Raw genomic sequence first — 15,862 nt, 5'->3', positions numbered from 1 at the left:
TGCTTGGAAAGCAGGCCGCGTCTCAGGCGTAGGGCATCATCAGGGCGACACGCTCTTCGTCGGTGCGATCAACGACAGCTTTCGTTTTCAGGTGCCGCTTCAATTTTGGGCTTTTGTGATCCAGCAGGTGGTTGTGAAACGCGCGGCGTCTCAGGAATTTGCCAGTGCCTGTTGCTTTGAACCGCTTGGCGGCTGCTTTGCGGGTCTTGAGCTTGGGCATTTCTCTGGCAGTGCGCGGCACAAACGACAAACATAGAACCTCAACCTGCCTTCAGCCAAACCCTTTGTTCAGGTTCATGCTCAGATCAGCTGTCCAGCCCGCAGTGATGCCCCGTTCCGCTCCAGTTGCAGTCTTCAGGCTTCTCTCCTGGATTTGGCTTCCGGTTTGGGCGGGCCTGGGTTGTCAGGCCCAAGTCGTCGAGCAGCCTTCGCCTCCTTCTCAAGCTCAAGATGAGGCTGTTGTGGTGCCGACTCATCGAAGCGTGCCATTGCCGCCCTCGGCCAGTAACTCCGTTCTCTGGGTGTCACTCGACGATCATCTCGGTGCAGGAACTCGGTCCGATCGATCGGCTTCTCAATTGACGTTGATCAGCGCGGGAGCTGCTCCACTACGACTGCTGGATCAAGCCGGAAAGCTTGCGTTGTCGACTGACAGGCTGCGCTTCAGCTGGCGACGCGTCGCTCTCCCGGAACCTCTCGATGTGGCCCGACGTGTGGCCGGACCCTTTGCGAGTTTCGAGTCAGCCGATCAAATTGCTCAGCGATGGCGTAGTCAGGGGGTGGAGGCTCAGGTGGCTCATCCAGGCGAATGGGAGGTTTGGGCCCCCACTGATGCGCTTGATCTTGCAGGTGTGTCCCTGCGTGAGGTCAGTCAGCGCATCAGCAGTGTTGTGATGCCCGTGCTCGAGGGGCCCGAGGGAGGACGCACCCTGCAGGGGCCTCTGCAAGTGCAAGCTCCTGATGGCATGCGTTGGAACGGTGGTGTTCTGCGCGGACCGTTTCGCCTGCAGGCGGATGCCTATGGCAGCTGGACGTTGCTGGAGCAGCTTCCGCTCGAGCGTTATCTCGAGGGGGTGGTGCCCCATGAGATCGGAGCGGGATCCCCAGCGGCTGCTTTGCAGGCTCAGGCTGTGCTGGCTCGCACATGGGCTTTGGCCAATAGCCATCGTTTTGCTCTGGATGGGTATCACCTCTGCAGTGACACCCAATGCCAGGTGTACAGCGATCCACGGCTGGCAAGCCCAGCCGTTCGACAGGCCATCCGTGCCACGTCCGGGGAGGTCTTGTTGTGGGATGGCCAGCCGATTCATGCGGTGTATCACGCGACCAATGGCGGTGTGAGTGCTCACGCTGAGGAGGCCTGGAACATGGAGCCACTTCCCTACGTGCAGGTTCAAGCGGATGGTGCGGCCGCTTGGGGTCAGTCGATCTCCCTGCCTCTGCGCAGCAACCAGGACGTTCAGGCTCTGTTGAACAATGGGGGTGGTGCCTATGGAGCAGGTCATCCCCGTTTTCGCTGGAGCCGTGTTTACACCGCAGGACAGCTAGCCCAGGCCCTAGCCGCTGCAGACCAGGGAGATACTGTCCCGACATCGGTGAGCGTGCAGAAGCGCGGGCCCAGCGGAAGGGTTCTCGCCCTTGAGATTGATCGGGATCGTGGAGCCAAACCCTTGGTCTTGGAACTGGATGCCATCCGGCGCACCCTTCGCCGTTTGCCCAGCACGTTGTTCGTTGTTGACGCTGAAGGGGCGGGGGTCTGGCGCTTCCAAGGCGGAGGATTTGGCCATGGAGTGGGGCTGTCTCAGGCAGGTGCGATCGATATGGCCGATCGCGGTTGGAGTGCTCAGCGAATCCTGCAGCACTATTACCCCGGAACCCAGCTGGGGCCATTCACAGCCCCTTCTGGGTACGCTCCTGCTAAGGCCCCCTAAAGTTCCCCATGTTTCGTCGTGGTGGGAGGGCTGTGGCCGCAGGGACTGGAGATCACCGCCGCGGCAAGACGGTCTTCTTCTTGGCGGCCTGTGGCTGGGCCGGCGCGGCGCCCCATTGGCTGGATCCATCCCGGAGCCTGATTCCTGCCTTCACTCTGGCGATGGTGCTCGGGGGCTACGCCCTGCGCACTTTGATGCGAGGCCCTGATCAGCAGACCATGCAGAGAAAGGGCAGCGATCCGGATGATTCCCCGTCCTTCTCAGCTGCCATGTCAGCGGAGCTCTTCCCCACGGTGGATGTGGTGGTTGCTGCCCGTGATGAGGAAGCGGTGGTCACTCGCCTGGTGGAGCGCCTCAGTGCCTTGCGCTACCCCGATGGACGTCTGAGTTTGTGTGTGGTGGATGACGGCAGCGAAGACTGCACTCCCGACCGTCTCGCAGAGCTTCAGGTCCGTTTCCCTTCTTTGCGGGTGATCAGCCGGCCTCGGAATGCCGGCGGAGGAAAGTCGGGTGCTCTCAATGCCGCTCTGGCTCAAACCGAGGGTGAATGGCTGCTGATTCTTGATGCGGATGCCCAGCTGAGTTCGGATCAGCTGGAACGGTTGATGCCCTTCGCAACCAGCGGTGATTGGTCCGCCGTTCAGATGCGCAAAGCTGTAACGAATGCAAGCAGCAACTGGTTAACCCGTGTTCAGGCCATGGAGATGGCCTTTGATGCCCAGCTTCAGGATGGACGGCTTGCCGGTGGTGGAGTGGCTGAACTGCGCGGCAATGGTGAGCTGTTGCGCCGGGATCTGCTGGAAGCCTGCGGTGGTTTCAATGAGGACACCGTCACTGACGATCTGGATCTGAGTTTTCGTTTGATGCTTCACGGAGCTCGGATTGGCATCCTCTGGGATCCACCGGTGCAGGAGGAGGCCGTTGAGTCGCTTCAGGCACTCTGGAAGCAGCGCCAGCGTTGGGCCGAAGGAGGCTTGCAACGCTTTCTCGACTACTGGTCGGGCTTGATCTCTTCGCGTCTGACCCCTGCCCAGCGAAGGGATATGGCATGTTTCTTCCTGCTTCAGTACGCCCTTCCCGTGGTCTCCTGGGCGGATCTGTTCACCAGTGTGATCAGCCGCACCACGCCGGCTTATTGGCCTCTGTCGATCGTGGCCTTCAGCGTGTCCGGGGTTGCCTATTGGCGTGGCTGTCGACGCCCCAGCGAAGGGCCCGATTTGCCCTCGCCGGGTCTGTTCAATCTTCTGCTGGGCATCGCCTATCTCAGTCACTGGTTCCTTGTGATCCCCTGGGTCACCCTGCGCATGGCGTTTCTTCCCAAACGATTGGTCTGGGCCAAGACCACGCACAGCGGACAGGATGAGAAGCTTCAGGCTTCAGAACCTGGGATTTAGTTGTTGAGGTCCACGTCCAGGACCTGACCATTGAAGAAGTCAGCGAAGCGCTTCACCTTTTCATCCATGGCGGAAGGCTCAGCGCGCACTGGCGGGACTGTTGTTGCTTGAGCCGACACGTCGGCAGTGCCTGTCTGAACGGGTGCTGTCTGGCTGGTGGTAATCGAGGGAGCTGCAGTTGCCTGCGGCGGCTGGGCAGAAGCCGTTGCTGATGTGGGTGCTGGAGATGCTGCATTGTTTGGCACCACAGCGGCCGATGCAGGGGGGGAAGGCAGCTGAACGCCTTTGCTGGGAGCTGGTGCAGGTGGTGGTGCCGTTGTGGATGCTGTTGGGTTCGGCATTGCTGCCATCGGAGCTGCGCCTCCATGGTTTTCGAGCACCAGCTGACGGTTGCCTCCCATGGCAGTTGCAATCGCTTTTTCCAGCAAGGTTGCTCGGCTCTGCACCATGCCCATCCAGTTCCCGGAAACCTGCACGACGGCGCGGTGGCTGTCGATCCGGACCAGCCGGGCCTGCTGCGACAGCAGCATGCGCGTGGAGGGAAGTTCCAGACTGGCCAGGATTTGTTGCCAGAGCTCACCAAGGTCTTCGCTTGGAGCGGGAGTAGTTGCAGCTGCTTCAGCTGGGGGCTCGGATGTTGCAGCTGCCTGTGAAGGCGGCGACTGGGTGTTGGATGTGTCTGGAAGGCTTACCGCTTGCACGGCTGTTGAGAGATCGGCTTTTGAGGCAACGGCTGCTGAAGAGATGGATGCTGAAGCAACAGCTGGTGCTGGGGCAGGCGCTGGTGTTGGAGCAGCCTCAGGAGCCGCAGAGCTCACTCGAGCTGGTGCTGAAGTTGCTGCGCTTGTCGTTGCGGCTGGTTCAGCCAGCAAACCGAGCAGCAGCACCTCCAGCCAGAGCCGAGGTTGCACGCTCTGACGCAGCTGTTGTTCAGCGCCTCGAAGCTGAGCTTGCCACTGCAGCAGTCGTGTTCGGCCAATGGATTTGGCGAGGTCCGGCAGTTGATCGCGGAACTGTGGGGAGACACCGGTGAGTTCAGGTCGATTTGGAGCAGCGGCCATCAGCACGAGATCCCGCAGGATCCCTGCCATGCCCTGAAGAACGGATCCGGCATCACGGCCGCGGTCAAGCAATTGACGGCTCGCTTCCAGCAGCGTCACGGGCTCACTGGTGCTCATGGCCTTCACCAGCTCTAGTAACTCCTGTTCAGGAACCGCTCCCAGCAAATCCCATACCGCTCCGGCTTCGATCGGTCCAGGTAGAAGGCTGAGCTGATCCAGCAAACTCTCTGCATCGCGCAGGCCCCCCTGGGCTCGTTGGGCCACCACATGCAGAGCTTCCGGTTGGATGGGAATCGACTCCTCTGAGGCGATCCATTGGAGGTGCTGCTCAAGTGCATCGAGAGGAATGCGCCGAAAGTCAAATCGCTGGCAGCGGCTGAGGATGGTGGGCAGAACCCTCTGTGGGTCGGTTGTGGCCAGCACGAACACCACCTGTGGAGGTGGTTCCTCCAGGGTCTTGAGCAGCGCATTGAAGGCTGCGGTGGAGAGCATGTGGCACTCGTCAACCACATAAACCTTCCAGCGCGCCTGCACTGGAGCGAACCTTGAGCGCTCGATCAGGTCGCGGATGTTGTCGACGCCGGTGTTGGAGGCGGCATCAATCTCGATGACATCCAGTGCTGTGCCTGAGGCGATCGTGTTGCACAGTTCGCAGTTGCCACAGGGTTCCGGCGTCGGACCGTCGTTGCTGAGGCAGTTGAGTGACCGGGCCAGGATGCGAGCGCTGGAAGTTTTACCCGTTCCGCGAGGTCCGCTGAAGAGATAGGCCGGGGCAATGCGTCCGGTGCGCAGTGCATGCCCAAGGGTGGCCGCAATCGCTTCCTGGCCCACCAGCTGATTAAGCCGTTGGGGCCGGTACTTGTGATGCAGTGGCTGGTACGGCTGGCTCATGCACTGCCGGCAGGATTCTGAGGCTACCGAGGTTCAGGTCTTGAGACTGTGTTTTCTGCTTGAGAGGTCTTATCCAGCAGTGAATGGAGCTTTTCTTCCATGTCTTCAACGGTTGCGAGTTCATCGGCGATGCTCCGGCCTGTGAGCAACAGCTGCCGACTGCGTCGATTCACGCGTTCATCAGCCCCCTGACCAGGCATGCCTTGCATCCAGGTCTCCGCCTGTTCCAGGGTGCTGTCCAGTTTCTGCATAAGTCGTATTCGCAGTTTCTGAAGTTGTTCCAGAGCTCGCCTGGCACGTTGGCGAGACTGTTCATCGATGACTCCCTTGCGCAGCAGCACACCCAGGCCGGTGAGCAGGGCCGCAGGCATCAGCTGGCCGAGTGCCAGTGCACCGAGGCTGCCTGTATGGAGCCAGTCCTCCACCTGACCGCTCCGATGCCGCCCTGTTTTGCACCAGTTGGCGAAGTGCTCGCAATTGTTGAACAGCAGGTTGTAGTTCTGTTCGCCAACCCTGCTCATGGCCCTTCTCAGGGTCACCCCCGCCGGTGATGCCTGTTCATGGCTCACCATGCTCACCTCTTGCCCCCTGCTGAACTCTTCGAGGGAGCTTCGCAGGATTTCCCGACCTTCCAGGTAATGGGCGACCGAGCCATCGCCCAGATCGATCCCGTGGTGCAGGAACAAACCGTGCTGACGAGGAACCCTTAGATGGTCGGCGGTGGCCATGGCCTTGATCGTGGGCTGACCTGAGTCTCTCGCGAAGTTCCTGTTCAGACAGGCTCAGAGAGTGGGGGTCTTCCGAACCGCTGGGGTTGGTCCGATCAGGCTGATTCCTGCTGGCGATCCTTGCCGGGCAGCGACACCACCTTGCCGCCAGTGTGCTCCTCCACCATGGCGCGGGTGATTGTGAAGTCCGGCACGTTTTTGCGAGAGGGGAGCTCGTACATGAGGTCGAGCATCAGCTCTTCAACAATGCCGCGCAAGGCTCTAGCTCCGGTCTTGCGTCGATGCGCCTCCTGAGCGATGGCTTCGATGGCTCCTGCCTCGAAGTCAAGTTTCACGTTGTCCATGCTCAGCAGTGTTCTGAACTGCTTGACCAAGGCATCCCTGGGCTCGGTGAGGATGGATTCCAGGGCATGTTCGTCCAGTGGATCAAGAACAGCGCTCACCGGCATGCGGCCGATGAACTCAGGAATCAGTCCGTACTTCACCAGGTCATCGGGCTCGAGGTGACGCAGCACCTGGGAAGCCTGAAGGTCGCGTGTGGCCTTGCCGCGACCGCGTCCGTCGCTGGGCACAAAGCCAATGGCGTTTCGACCCATGCGTTTCTGCACCACATCGTCTAACCCCACGAATGCACCGCCACAGATGAAAAGGATCTGGCTGGTGTCGATCTGGATGCAGTCCTGATAAGGATGTTTGCGACCCCCCTGCGGCGGGACATTGGCGACTGTGCCTTCCAGCATCTTGAGCAGTGCTTGCTGCACCCCTTCACCGGAAACATCCCTGGTGATCGATGGGTTTTCGCTCTTGCGAGCGATCTTGTCGATTTCGTCGATGTAGATGATCCCCCGTTGAGCGAGATCCACATCCATGTCGGCCTTCTGCAGCAGCCTCAGCAGAATGTTTTCCACGTCTTCGCCCACGTAGCCCGCTTCCGTGAGGGTGGTGGCGTCGGCCACGGCGAAGGGCACATCCAGCATCTCCGCCAGGGTTTGGGCAAGCAGCGTCTTGCCACACCCCGTGGGGCCGATCAGAAGAATGTTGGATTTGTGCAGCCTGGTGGCGGTCTGTTCCGTTTCCCCTTTGCCGTCGCCCTGCCAGGCCAGCCGTTTGTAGTGGTTGTAAACCGCCACCGACATCACTTTCTTGGCAGCGTCCTGTCCCACGACCTGCTGGTCAAGGAAACCCTTGATCTCTTGTGGTTTAGGAATGGAGGCGAGGGTCGGGGCAGGCTTTGTGGTCTTGCGAGTCTGGTTTGAGCCGCTCTTGCGCGTCGGCTCACTGCCTTGGCGGGCACCACCCTGCGCGTCGATCAGTTCCTCGTCCAGGATCTCGTTGCAGAGATCAATGCACTCATCACAGATGTAGACACCGGGTCCGGCAATCAGCTTGCGCACTTGCTCCTGGGACTTTCCGCAGAAGGAGCACTTCAGATGGGCGTCGAACTTGGCCATCGGGCGCTTCGCAGGTCAGTCGGAACACAGAGCAGGATCGGAAAGATCTCAACCCAGATACTGAGGATCGCGACAGAACGGGCTGGTGTCAGCCCTCCGTAACGATTTCTCCGTCTCCGAAACTGTCCACAACCCGATCGATCAAGCCGTAATCAACGGCTTCAGCAGGAGACATGAAGTTGTCTCGGTCCGTGTCTTCGGCAATCTTGTCCAAGGGCTGGCCGGTGTGATCGGCCATCAGACCGTTGAGAGTTTCCTTGAGGAACAGGATTTCCTTGGCTTGGATTTCGATATCAACAGCCTGGCCTTGAGCGCCACCAAGGGGTTGGTGAATCATGATCCGTGCGTTGGGAAGCGCCAGTCGCTTGCCTTTGGCACCTCCAGACAGCAGGAATGCTCCCATGGAGGCTGCCAAGCCGTAGCAGATGGTGACGATGTCAGGAGCCACCTGCTGCATGGTGTCGTAGATCGCCAGACCTGCAGTCACAGAGCCGCCTGGGGAGTTGATGTAGATCTGAATGTCTTTCTCGGGATCTTCCGCTTCGAGGAACAGCATCTGAGCCACAAGGGCGTCCGCCACTTGATCATCAACACCGGTGCCAAGAAAGATGATCCGCTCGCGCAACAACCTGGAATAGATGTCGAAGGCGCGGTCACCTCGACCAGACTGTTCAACCACCGTGGGCAGCACTCCAGGAGCTGCCTGAGGATGCTGCGAGACAGGTTGAATCCCCTGCCAGCGGTTCTGAATTGGATGGTGACTGCGGACGTCGATCACTCGGCGGCTGGCGGGCTTTGCATGCAATCTATGGCTGTAGATCAGGCTTCGGCGTCATCATTGTCCTTCTTGGCGCTTTTCGCCTTGGTGGTTTTTTTCTTTTCAGCGGGTTTTCCACTCTTGGCCGCGGCCTTCTTGGCTGTTCCCTTGCTCTCTTTGCCTGAGTCTTCAGGTGCTTTGTCAGTGACGGTGCTGTTGTCTTCCAGCCAACACATGAGTTTCTCCTGAAGCAGATCGTCCAACACGGCCTGACGAAGACGTTCTGGGTCGATGTCGCGTTCGCCGGCGAGTTGCTGCTTCACATCCTCGAGCTTGGCGTCAATTTCACCGTCTTCGACTGTGAGTTTTTCACTCTCGGCCAGCGCTGTTAAGGCGAGGCTTCGGCGCAGGCGCTCCTCCGCTTCAGGGCGTGATGAGTCCATCAGGTTGCGGACCAGTTCGGGAGTGAACAGAGATTTCACATCCATGCCCTGCTGGGCAAATTGTCCAGCGGTCTGTTCCACCAGATTGCGAACCTCCTGCTGGATCAGGCTTTCGGGAAGCTCAACCTCGAGCTGTTCCACGAGTGCGGCAAGCAAGGCGTCATGCCGGTTGCTGCGTGCGCGGCGCTCGGCGTCATCCTTCAGACGCTTTTCAAGGTCGCTGCGCAGATCGGCTAGAGACTCCTGTTCGCTGGCCTGCTTGGCGAAGTCATCGTTCAGTTCAGGTAGCTCGCGGGTCTTGAGGTCTTTCAGTTCGATCTCAAAGTTGGCCTTGCGACCGCGTGCATCCTCCTTGGGATAGTCATCGGGAAATGTGCACTCAACGGTTTTGCTGTCTCCCACCGCCATGCCCACCACGCCTTCAATGAAGCCAGGGATCATGCGGCCGTGCTCGAGGTCCACATCCATGGAATCGGCGCTGCCGCCCTCGATCTCACTGCCGTCGTCGCTGTAGCTGCCTTTGAATCCCACAACAGCGATATCTCCCTTCTCTGCCTTGCGTCCTTCCACGGGAACCACGGTGGCAAGCTGGCGGCGTGAGTCCTCGAGCATTTCGTCCACGCGGGCCGGGTCGTAGCTGACGCTCTCCGCTTCGGCCTTCAGACCCTTTGTGCTCTTCAGCTTTGGTGTGGGAGCTACATCGGTTTCCAGCGTCACCGTGATGCCTTCACCCGGTTTGAAACTCTCCAGCAGTTCATCGAAGCCGCCGCTCAGTTCAGGCTGGCCGAGAGCTTCGATGGTTTCCTGTTCGAGGGCATCGCGCCAAACGCTGTCGACCAACGTTTCCAGCGCTGTGGCACGGATCCGCAAAGCTCCGAGCTGCTGCACCAGCACGGTGCGGGGAATCTTGCCTTTGCGGAACCCCGGCAGATTGACACTGCGGCTCAGTCGTTTGATCGCTTCCTCGTAACTGGCTTCACAGCGTTCCGCAGGAACAGCGACCTCCACGGCCAGTCGGCTACCGGGACGGGAGGAGGTGGAAACCTTCAGGCTGGCGGCACTCATCGGCTGGGTCGCAGGTACAAGCAGCCCAACACATTAATTAAGTGCCTGACCATCACCCCCGCGTAAGCTGCTTTGTAGGAAAAGCCACACCCTGGCTTCAAGTGTTCAGGGTCGTTGCAGCCGGTGGTTGCACCACCTGCCCGTCAGTCTCTGTGTCCCCGTCCGTTTGACCCCCGTTAACTCGTTACCGAATCGACCTCTAACGGTGGCCGTCCTTGGTGCCAGTGGTGCGGTGGGCCAGGAACTGCTTCAGCTGCTTCAGGAACGCAACTTTCCGGTTGCTGAGCTGCGTCTGCTGGCCTCTGCCCGTTCCGCTGGGCAGGTTTGTTCTTGGAATGGACAGACGATCACGGTTCAGGAAGTCTGCGATTCCTCGTTTCAGGGCGTCGATCTGGTGCTCGCATCTGCTGGCGGTTCGGTCTCTCGCCAATGGCGTGAAGCGATTGTTTCCGCTGGTGCCGTGATGGTGGATAACTCCAGTGCCTTCCGCATGGAAGACGGCGTGCCTCTGGTTGTTCCTGAGGTGAATCCGCAGGCTGCTGCTGAGCACAACGGTGTGATCGCCAATCCCAACTGCACCACGATCTTGCTCACGCTGGCTCTGGCCCCTCTGGCTGCGAAGCGTCCGATGCACAGGGTGGTCGTCAGCACCTATCAGTCAGCGAGTGGTGCTGGGGCCCGGGCCATGGAGGAACTGAAGGATCTCTCCCGTGTGGTGCTTGATGGCGGCACGCCCAACAGTGAGGTTCTCCCCCACTCATTGGCTTTCAACCTTTTTCTGCACAACTCACCATTGCAGTCCAGTAGTTATTGCGAAGAAGAAATGAAGATGGTCCATGAAACCCGCAAGATCATGGGTTTGCCGCAGCTTCGCTTCACGGCGACGTGTGTACGGGTGCCGGTTCTGCGCGCCCATTCAGAAGCAGTCAATGTGGAATTCGCTGAGCCTTTTCCCGTGACGGAAGCCCGCGAGCTGCTCGCCGCTGCCCCCGGGGTGGAACTGCTCGAGGACCATGCCAGCAATCGCTTTCCCATGCCGACGGACGTGACTGGCCGTGATCCGGTGGTTGTGGGGAGGATTCGACAGGACATCAGTGAAGAGAACGCACTTGAGTTCTGGCTGTGTGGAGATCAGATCCGCAAAGGTGCGGCTCTCAATGCCATCCAGATCGCTGAACTGCTGTTGCCCGCCGCCTGAACGCCATGAGCACTGCTGCAGAACTCTCTCCCACTCCTTTTGGCCGTTTGGTGACAGCCATGGTCACCCCTTTCGATGCAGAGGGCGGTGTGGATCTGGCGCTCGCCGGTCGTCTGGCACGTCACCTGGTGGATGAGGGATCGGAAGCTCTAGTGGTGTGCGGCACCACAGGAGAATCCCCCACGCTCAGCTGGAGCGAGCAACTGAAGATGTTCGAGGCAGTGCGGCAGGCCGTGGGCCCTGGCGTGCATGTGCTTGCGGGAACTGGCAGTAATTGCACCCGTGAGGCGGTTGAGGCCACGCGTGAGGCAGCGGCAGCCGGTGCCGATGGTGCATTGGTGGTGGTGCCTTACTACAACAAGCCCCCTCAAGACGGGATGGAAGCCCATTTCCGTGCCATTGCGGAAGCTGCGTCTGACCTGCCGTTGATGCTCTACAACATTCCCGGTAGGACAGGTTCCAACATGCAGCCGGCCTCAGTTGCCAAGCTGATGAATTGCGCCAATGTCGTGAGCTTCAAGGCTGCCAGCGGAACCACTGAAGAAGTCTCCCAGCTCCGTCAGGCCTGCGGTCATCGCCTGGCGATCTACAGCGGTGACGACGCTCTCACCCTGCCGATGCTCTCGGTTGGAGCCGTGGGCGTTGTCAGTGTGGCCAGCCATGTGGTGGGGCGCCGACTGCGCAACATGATTGAGGCATATCTGGCTGGTCAGAACGCGGTTGCCCTTTCGCAGCATGAGCAGTTACTGCCACTGTTCAAGGCCATGTTCGCCACCACCAATCCCATTCCGGTGAAGGCCGCTCTGGAGTTGAGTGGCTGGCCGGTGGGTGCTCCCCGACTTCCCCTCGTTCCGCTGGAGCCCGCCATGCGCGTTGCCCTCTCCGAAGCCCTCGATGCCCTGCGTCAGACCTGACGCCAAGGCTGCTGACAGCGCTGATGTGCGCCTCCCTGATTGATTTTTTCCATACGCAAGCGACCCCATGACCGTCACAACTGCCCAAACCAAGCAACCCACCCTGAGAGTGATTCCTCTTGGAGGACTGCATGAAATCGGCAAGAACACCTGCGTTTTTGAATATGGCGATGACCTGATGCTGGTTGACGCCGGCCTCGCTTTCCCCAGCGATGGCATGCACGGCGTGAACGTGGTTCTGCCCGATACCAGCTTTCTGCGAGAAAACCAGAAGCGCATCCGCGGCATGATTGTTACCCATGGTCATGAAGACCACATCGGTGGCATTGCTCACCATCTCAAGCACTTCAACATCCCTGTGATCTACGGGCCGCGACTGGCTCTCTCGATGCTCACCGGAAAGATGGATGAGGCGGGCGTCGCCGATCGCACCACCTTGCAGACCGTCGGACCTCGCGACGTGGTGAAGGTGGGTCAGCACTTCTCAGTGGAGTTCATCCGCAACACCCACTCGATGGCCGACAGCTTTTCGCTGGCCATCTCCACACCGGTGGGAACCATCATTTTCACGGGTGACTTCAAGTTCGATCACACCCCTGTCGACGGCGAGCACTTCGATCTGGCTCGGCTGGCTCACCACGGCGACAAGGGTGTTCTCTGTTTGTTCAGCGATTCCACCAATGCCGAGGTGCCGGGTTTCTGTCCTCCCGAGCGGTCGGTGTTCTCCAACCTTGACCGTCATATCGCCGAGGCCGAGGGGCGTGTCATCGTCACCACCTTTGCCAGTTCAATTCATCGTGTGTCGATGATCCTTGAGCTTGCTCTTAAGAACGGCCGCAAGGTTGGCTTGCTGGGTCGATCCATGCTCAACGTGATCGCCAAGGCCCGTGAGCTGGGCTACATGCGTGCTCCGGATGAGCTGTTTGTGCCGATCAAGCAGATCAACAATGTCTCCGATCGTGAAACCCTGTTGCTGATGACCGGCAGTCAGGGTGAGCCCCTTGCCGCACTAAGTCGCATCTCCCGCGGTGAACACCCGCAGGTGAGAGTCAAGAGCTCAGACAAAATCATCTTCTCCGCGAGCCCGATTCCCGGAAACACCATTTCTGTGGTGAACACGATCGACCGACTGATGATGCTGGGCGCCAAGGTCGTGTACGGCAAGGGAGAGGGCATTCATGTCTCTGGCCATGGCTTCCAGGAGGACCAGAAGCTGATGCTGGCTCTCACACGTCCGAAATTTTTCGTGCCCGTGCACGGTGAGCACCGCATGTTGGTGCGTCATGCCAGGACCGGTCATTCCATGGGCGTTCCTGAGGACAACACGCTGATCATTGATAACGGCGATGTTGTTGAGCTCACCGCAGACTCAATCACCAAGTCGGACCCTGTGAAGGCTGGTATCGAGCTGCTCGATCAGTCGCGCAACGGCATTGTTGATGCCCGCGTGCTGAAGGAACGTCAGCAACTGGCAGAAGATGGCATCGTCACGATCCTTGCTGCTATCAGTACCGATGGCGCCATGGTGGCTCCACCTCGCGTGAATCTTCGCGGTGTCGTCACCACTGCCGATGCCCGCAAGATGTCGCTGTGGACGGAACGCGAAATCAAGTGGGTGCTTGAGAATCGCTGGAAGCAGCTCACCCGCAACACCGGTGGCAAGGCCCCGGATGTCGACTGGATGGGTGTGCAGCGGGAGGTGGAAGTCGGTCTCAGCCGCCGTATGCGCCGAGAACTTCAGGTGGAGCCTTTGATCCTCTGTTTGGTGCAGCCGGCACCAGCAGGAACACCTGTGTACAAAGGCCGTGCGGACGCTGAGCCCGATGATCGTCCAGCGCCCCGTGGACGTGGTGGTCGCCATGGCGGTGGTCATGGAGCTGGTCGGCACGGTGGTGGTGGCCGAGATCGCAACCGTGAAGGAACTCCAGCGCGGGTGATCACGACAGCTCGCTCAGCTGCTGTTGAGGCCAAGTCGGCTCCAGTGAAGGAACCTGTGGCCGCAGCTTCGCCAGCCCCCACGCCCTCCAAGGAGCCTGCGCCTGCTGCACCCGCCTCTGCAGCGCCAGCAGTCGATCAAGACATGCCCGCTGGCCGTACCCGCCGTCGCCGCTCAGCTGCGGCGTAAGGCTTTTTGTAGCCACGACCATCGGCTAGGGGCCTGGCTGCTGTCCGAGTTGTTCTCGGATGGCTTTTGGGCTCTTGCTGGAAGTTTCACCACAATCCTGCCTTCCCTTAAACGTTTCCGGGTTGTGTCGCTGATCTCCGGGTCGGCTTTGGTCTTGGTTGCTTGGGTTAAGGCTTCAGTCGTTGTCTCCTGACCAAGTTCACCGCCTGGTTCAGGTTCGGATCCAGGCTCAGGTTCCTGTTCACTGATCGGCTGAGGTTCAGTTTCGGGCTCAGGCGCAGCTACAGCATTGATCTCGATGGAGAGAGTTTGGTCATGACCGTCGTCTGATTGTTTGTCGTTGTTGAGCCAGGGCATCGCGGTTGTGACGACGCTCGGCTCCACAGAGTCCACGGCCGGGGATGCCTCGTTGATAAAAGGGTCAGCCACTAAGGCAAGGGAGCCCTTGATTGCCAGAGACGCCATGAATCGGTCCTCAGTTGGATCAGTCGCCTGCGTGGATCTGGTCACCGACTCACGACCGCTCCTGATCCGTTCCAGTCCCTGTTCCGCCAGTTCCCGCAGTGTGTCCTGTGGGTGACTGGCCAGCACCAGCTGGTAATGCCTTTCAGCTTGATCAGGGGCTTGAAAGCCGTAGAGGTCAATGTGGCCCGCTAGTAAAGCCACGAAGGCTCGCCAAGCCAGAACTGCATCCCGTTCAGCACCCTCGTCCGGGATTGGCTCCAGCTGATTGAGCAGTTCAACAGTGATGGATTGCGCAGTTTCGAAGTCACCAGTGCCGTAGGCCTCTTCAGCGGCGAGATAGTTGCTTTGGAAGTCGCCGTCCAAGTGAGTTCAGTTCCTGTCTTCCAGTTGTACCCAGTCCCGGCACCAGTGGAGTCGCTTCCGACCGGTTAGATGACGCTCACCAGGTGGTTGGCTTGGACCGATGGCAGTGCTCAGTTCTTCAAGCTGCCTGGCCGAGAGTGCTGGCATGCCTTGGGTCTGCAGCCATCCATGCAAGAGCAGTCGTCGTGCTGAACCGGGCAGTTGTTGCAGTGGCGATCGTTGTAAGGCGCCGTCCTGTCGTTTCAGGTTGTCCAGACTCAGCGTCACCAGTGCGCTCTGGGTGTCCTGCAGCTGGGACACTCGCTCGCTCAGTTCAGCCATGCGCCTGCTGCAGCCGGGGTGCAGAGCCTCCAGCACCGGTAAGACCTCCTGACGGATGCGGTTGCGATCGAAACGTGAATCGCTGTTGCTCGGGTCTGTCCAGATCGGTAGTTGCAGGTCCTGGCAGATGGCGGCGGTTTCGTCACGGCTGAACTGCAGCAGTGGACGCACCAGGTGAATGTCTTCTCTTGCTTCAGTATTGAGGGGGCGCTGCCAACGCAGGTTGCCCATCCCGGCCAGATCCGTTCCTCGGCAGAGTTGTATCAGCAGTGATTCGGCTCTGTCGCTGGCGGTGTGTCCGGTCACGACCGTGCGGCAGGGGTTGGCAGGGCTGTTGAGGTTGAGCTGCTCACAGGCCTGATGCAGCTCGGTGTAACGCCATTCACGGGCTTGAGCTTCGCTGCCGGTGGTGCTGAAGCTGCTGGTGCTGATCAGCAGGGGCAGCTGTTGCGTCTGGCACCAGCTCTCCAAATCGCTGGCAATGCATGCGGACTCTGGATGCCAGCCATGGTCTCCATGCCAGAGCTGCAGAGTCCAGTGATGCCGATCAGACAAATCCCTCAGCAGCCCCAGCAGAGCCATCGAGTCCTGACCGCCGGAAACCGCCAGCAACAGTGTTGCCCCTTTGGGCAGCAGCTGGGGATTCTGTAGAAGTTGGCGGTGCAGTCTGTCGTGCCAGTTCAGCCAAGGCTCGCCGGCTCTCATCGCTCTGGGTGAAGGTCGATTCGATCCTGCCTGTTCGTGCGGTGTGAGAA

Annotated in this window: 13 protein-coding genes; 5 read left to right on the top strand and 8 right to left on the bottom strand. The window is 59.7% G+C overall.

From position 1 onward, the window contains the following. Positions 1–22: 22 nt before the first annotated feature. Positions 23–220 carry a 50S ribosomal protein L35 gene (gene rpmI / locus SIB42_RS02600; protein ID WP_066908876.1) on the bottom strand — a complete coding sequence of 66 codons (198 nt, stop codon included), beginning with the start codon at positions 218–220 and terminating at the stop codon, positions 23–25. Between the two features lie 106 nt (positions 221–326). Here rpmI and SIB42_RS02595 point away from each other — a divergent pair, with 106 nt between their 5' ends. Further along, entirely contained in the window at positions 327–1,931 is a 1,605-nt protein-coding gene (locus tag SIB42_RS02595) for a SpoIID/LytB domain-containing protein (RefSeq protein WP_067093750.1), read from the top strand. Positions 1,932–1,939: 8 nt separating this feature from the next. Further along, a complete protein-coding gene (locus SIB42_RS02590) occupies positions 1,940–3,325 on the top strand; it encodes a glycosyltransferase (protein ID WP_067093396.1) in 1,386 nt (461 codons plus the stop codon). Here SIB42_RS02590 and SIB42_RS02585 read toward each other — a convergent pair. The 5 genes from SIB42_RS02585 to tig all read right to left on the bottom strand — a co-directional run bounded on the left by SIB42_RS02585 (position 3,322) and on the right by tig (position 9,721). Beyond that, positions 3,322–5,277: a DNA polymerase III subunit gamma/tau gene (locus SIB42_RS02585; RefSeq protein WP_067093395.1), complete on the bottom strand. Its 1,956-nt coding sequence runs from the start codon at positions 5,275–5,277 to the stop codon at positions 3,322–3,324. The two genes, SIB42_RS02590 and SIB42_RS02585, sit on opposite strands and share 4 nt — an antisense overlap. Before the next feature lie 23 nt (positions 5,278–5,300). Next, complete coding sequence (locus SIB42_RS02580) at positions 5,301–6,005, bottom strand: lecithin retinol acyltransferase family protein (protein ID WP_067093394.1); 705 nt, start codon at positions 6,003–6,005, stop codon at positions 5,301–5,303. A 95-nt stretch (positions 6,006–6,100) separates the two neighbouring features. Next, the gene (gene clpX / locus SIB42_RS02575) at positions 6,101–7,456 is read right to left on the bottom strand and encodes an ATP-dependent protease ATP-binding subunit ClpX (protein WP_067093393.1); all 1,356 of its coding nucleotides are present in this window, start codon (positions 7,454–7,456) and stop codon (positions 6,101–6,103) included. Between the two features lie 88 nt (positions 7,457–7,544). Continuing rightward, positions 7,545–8,234, bottom strand: coding sequence for an ATP-dependent Clp endopeptidase proteolytic subunit ClpP (clpP, locus tag SIB42_RS02570; protein ID WP_067093747.1), 690 nt, complete (start codon positions 8,232–8,234; stop codon positions 7,545–7,547). Positions 8,235–8,275: 41 nt separating this feature from the next. Further along, positions 8,276–9,721 carry a trigger factor gene (tig, locus tag SIB42_RS02565; RefSeq protein WP_067093392.1) on the bottom strand — a complete coding sequence of 482 codons (1,446 nt, stop codon included), beginning with the start codon at positions 9,719–9,721 and terminating at the stop codon, positions 8,276–8,278. Positions 9,722–9,926: 205 nt separating this feature from the next. Here tig and SIB42_RS02560 point away from each other — a divergent pair, with 205 nt between their 5' ends. The 3 genes from SIB42_RS02560 (at position 9,927) to SIB42_RS02550 (ending at position 13,958) form a co-directional block, all read left to right on the top strand. Further along, positions 9,927–10,919 carry an aspartate-semialdehyde dehydrogenase gene (locus SIB42_RS02560; protein ID WP_369818422.1) on the top strand — a complete coding sequence of 331 codons (993 nt, stop codon included), beginning with the start codon at positions 9,927–9,929 and terminating at the stop codon, positions 10,917–10,919. A 5-nt stretch (positions 10,920–10,924) separates the two neighbouring features. Beyond that, positions 10,925–11,833, top strand: coding sequence for a 4-hydroxy-tetrahydrodipicolinate synthase (gene dapA / locus SIB42_RS02555; protein ID WP_067093390.1), 909 nt, complete (start codon positions 10,925–10,927; stop codon positions 11,831–11,833). A 67-nt stretch (positions 11,834–11,900) separates the two neighbouring features. Beyond that, complete coding sequence (locus SIB42_RS02550; RefSeq protein WP_067093389.1) at positions 11,901–13,958, top strand: ribonuclease J; 2,058 nt, start codon at positions 11,901–11,903, stop codon at positions 13,956–13,958. Here SIB42_RS02550 and SIB42_RS02545 read toward each other — a convergent pair. Together SIB42_RS02545 and tilS are read right to left on the bottom strand one after the other, a co-directional pair. Beyond that, positions 13,944–14,786 (bottom strand): hypothetical protein, encoded by an 843-nt coding sequence (locus SIB42_RS02545; RefSeq protein WP_067093388.1) that lies wholly within the window; start codon positions 14,784–14,786, stop codon positions 13,944–13,946. The two genes, SIB42_RS02550 and SIB42_RS02545, sit on opposite strands and share 15 nt — an antisense overlap. A 6-nt stretch (positions 14,787–14,792) precedes the next feature. Beyond that, complete coding sequence (gene tilS / locus SIB42_RS02540) at positions 14,793–15,812, bottom strand: tRNA lysidine(34) synthetase TilS (protein WP_067093387.1); 1,020 nt, start codon at positions 15,810–15,812, stop codon at positions 14,793–14,795. Between the last annotated feature and the right edge of the window lie 50 nt (positions 15,813–15,862).

The sequence above is a fragment of the Synechococcus sp. MIT S9508 genome, from assembly GCF_047303045.1.
Classification (GTDB): domain Bacteria; phylum Cyanobacteriota; class Cyanobacteriia; order PCC-6307; family Cyanobiaceae; genus Synechococcus_C.
The sequence above is the reverse complement of the archived record's forward strand: the minus strand, read 5'-3'. Positions and strand labels throughout refer to the sequence as shown.

Coding starts and splice junctions, on each gene's coding strand:
- rpmI (WP_066908876.1), bottom strand. CDS start 220: ATGCCCAAGCTCAAGACCCGCAAAGCAGCCGCCAAGCGGTTCAAAGCA.
- SIB42_RS02595 (WP_067093750.1), top strand. CDS start 327: ATGCCCCGTTCCGCTCCAGTTGCAGTCTTCAGGCTTCTCTCCTGGATT.
- SIB42_RS02590 (WP_067093396.1), top strand. CDS start 1,940: ATGTTTCGTCGTGGTGGGAGGGCTGTGGCCGCAGGGACTGGAGATCAC.
- SIB42_RS02585 (WP_067093395.1), bottom strand. CDS start 5,277: ATGAGCCAGCCGTACCAGCCACTGCATCACAAGTACCGGCCCCAACGG.
- SIB42_RS02580 (WP_067093394.1), bottom strand. CDS start 6,005: ATGGCCACCGCCGACCATCTAAGGGTTCCTCGTCAGCACGGTTTGTTC.
- clpX (WP_067093393.1), bottom strand. CDS start 7,456: ATGGCCAAGTTCGACGCCCATCTGAAGTGCTCCTTCTGCGGAAAGTCC.
- tig (WP_067093392.1), bottom strand. CDS start 9,721: ATGAGTGCCGCCAGCCTGAAGGTTTCCACCTCCTCCCGTCCCGGTAGC.
- dapA (WP_067093390.1), top strand. CDS start 10,925: ATGAGCACTGCTGCAGAACTCTCTCCCACTCCTTTTGGCCGTTTGGTG.
- SIB42_RS02550 (WP_067093389.1), top strand. CDS start 11,901: ATGACCGTCACAACTGCCCAAACCAAGCAACCCACCCTGAGAGTGATT.
- tilS (WP_067093387.1), bottom strand. CDS start 15,812: ATGAGAGCCGGCGAGCCTTGGCTGAACTGGCACGACAGACTGCACCGC.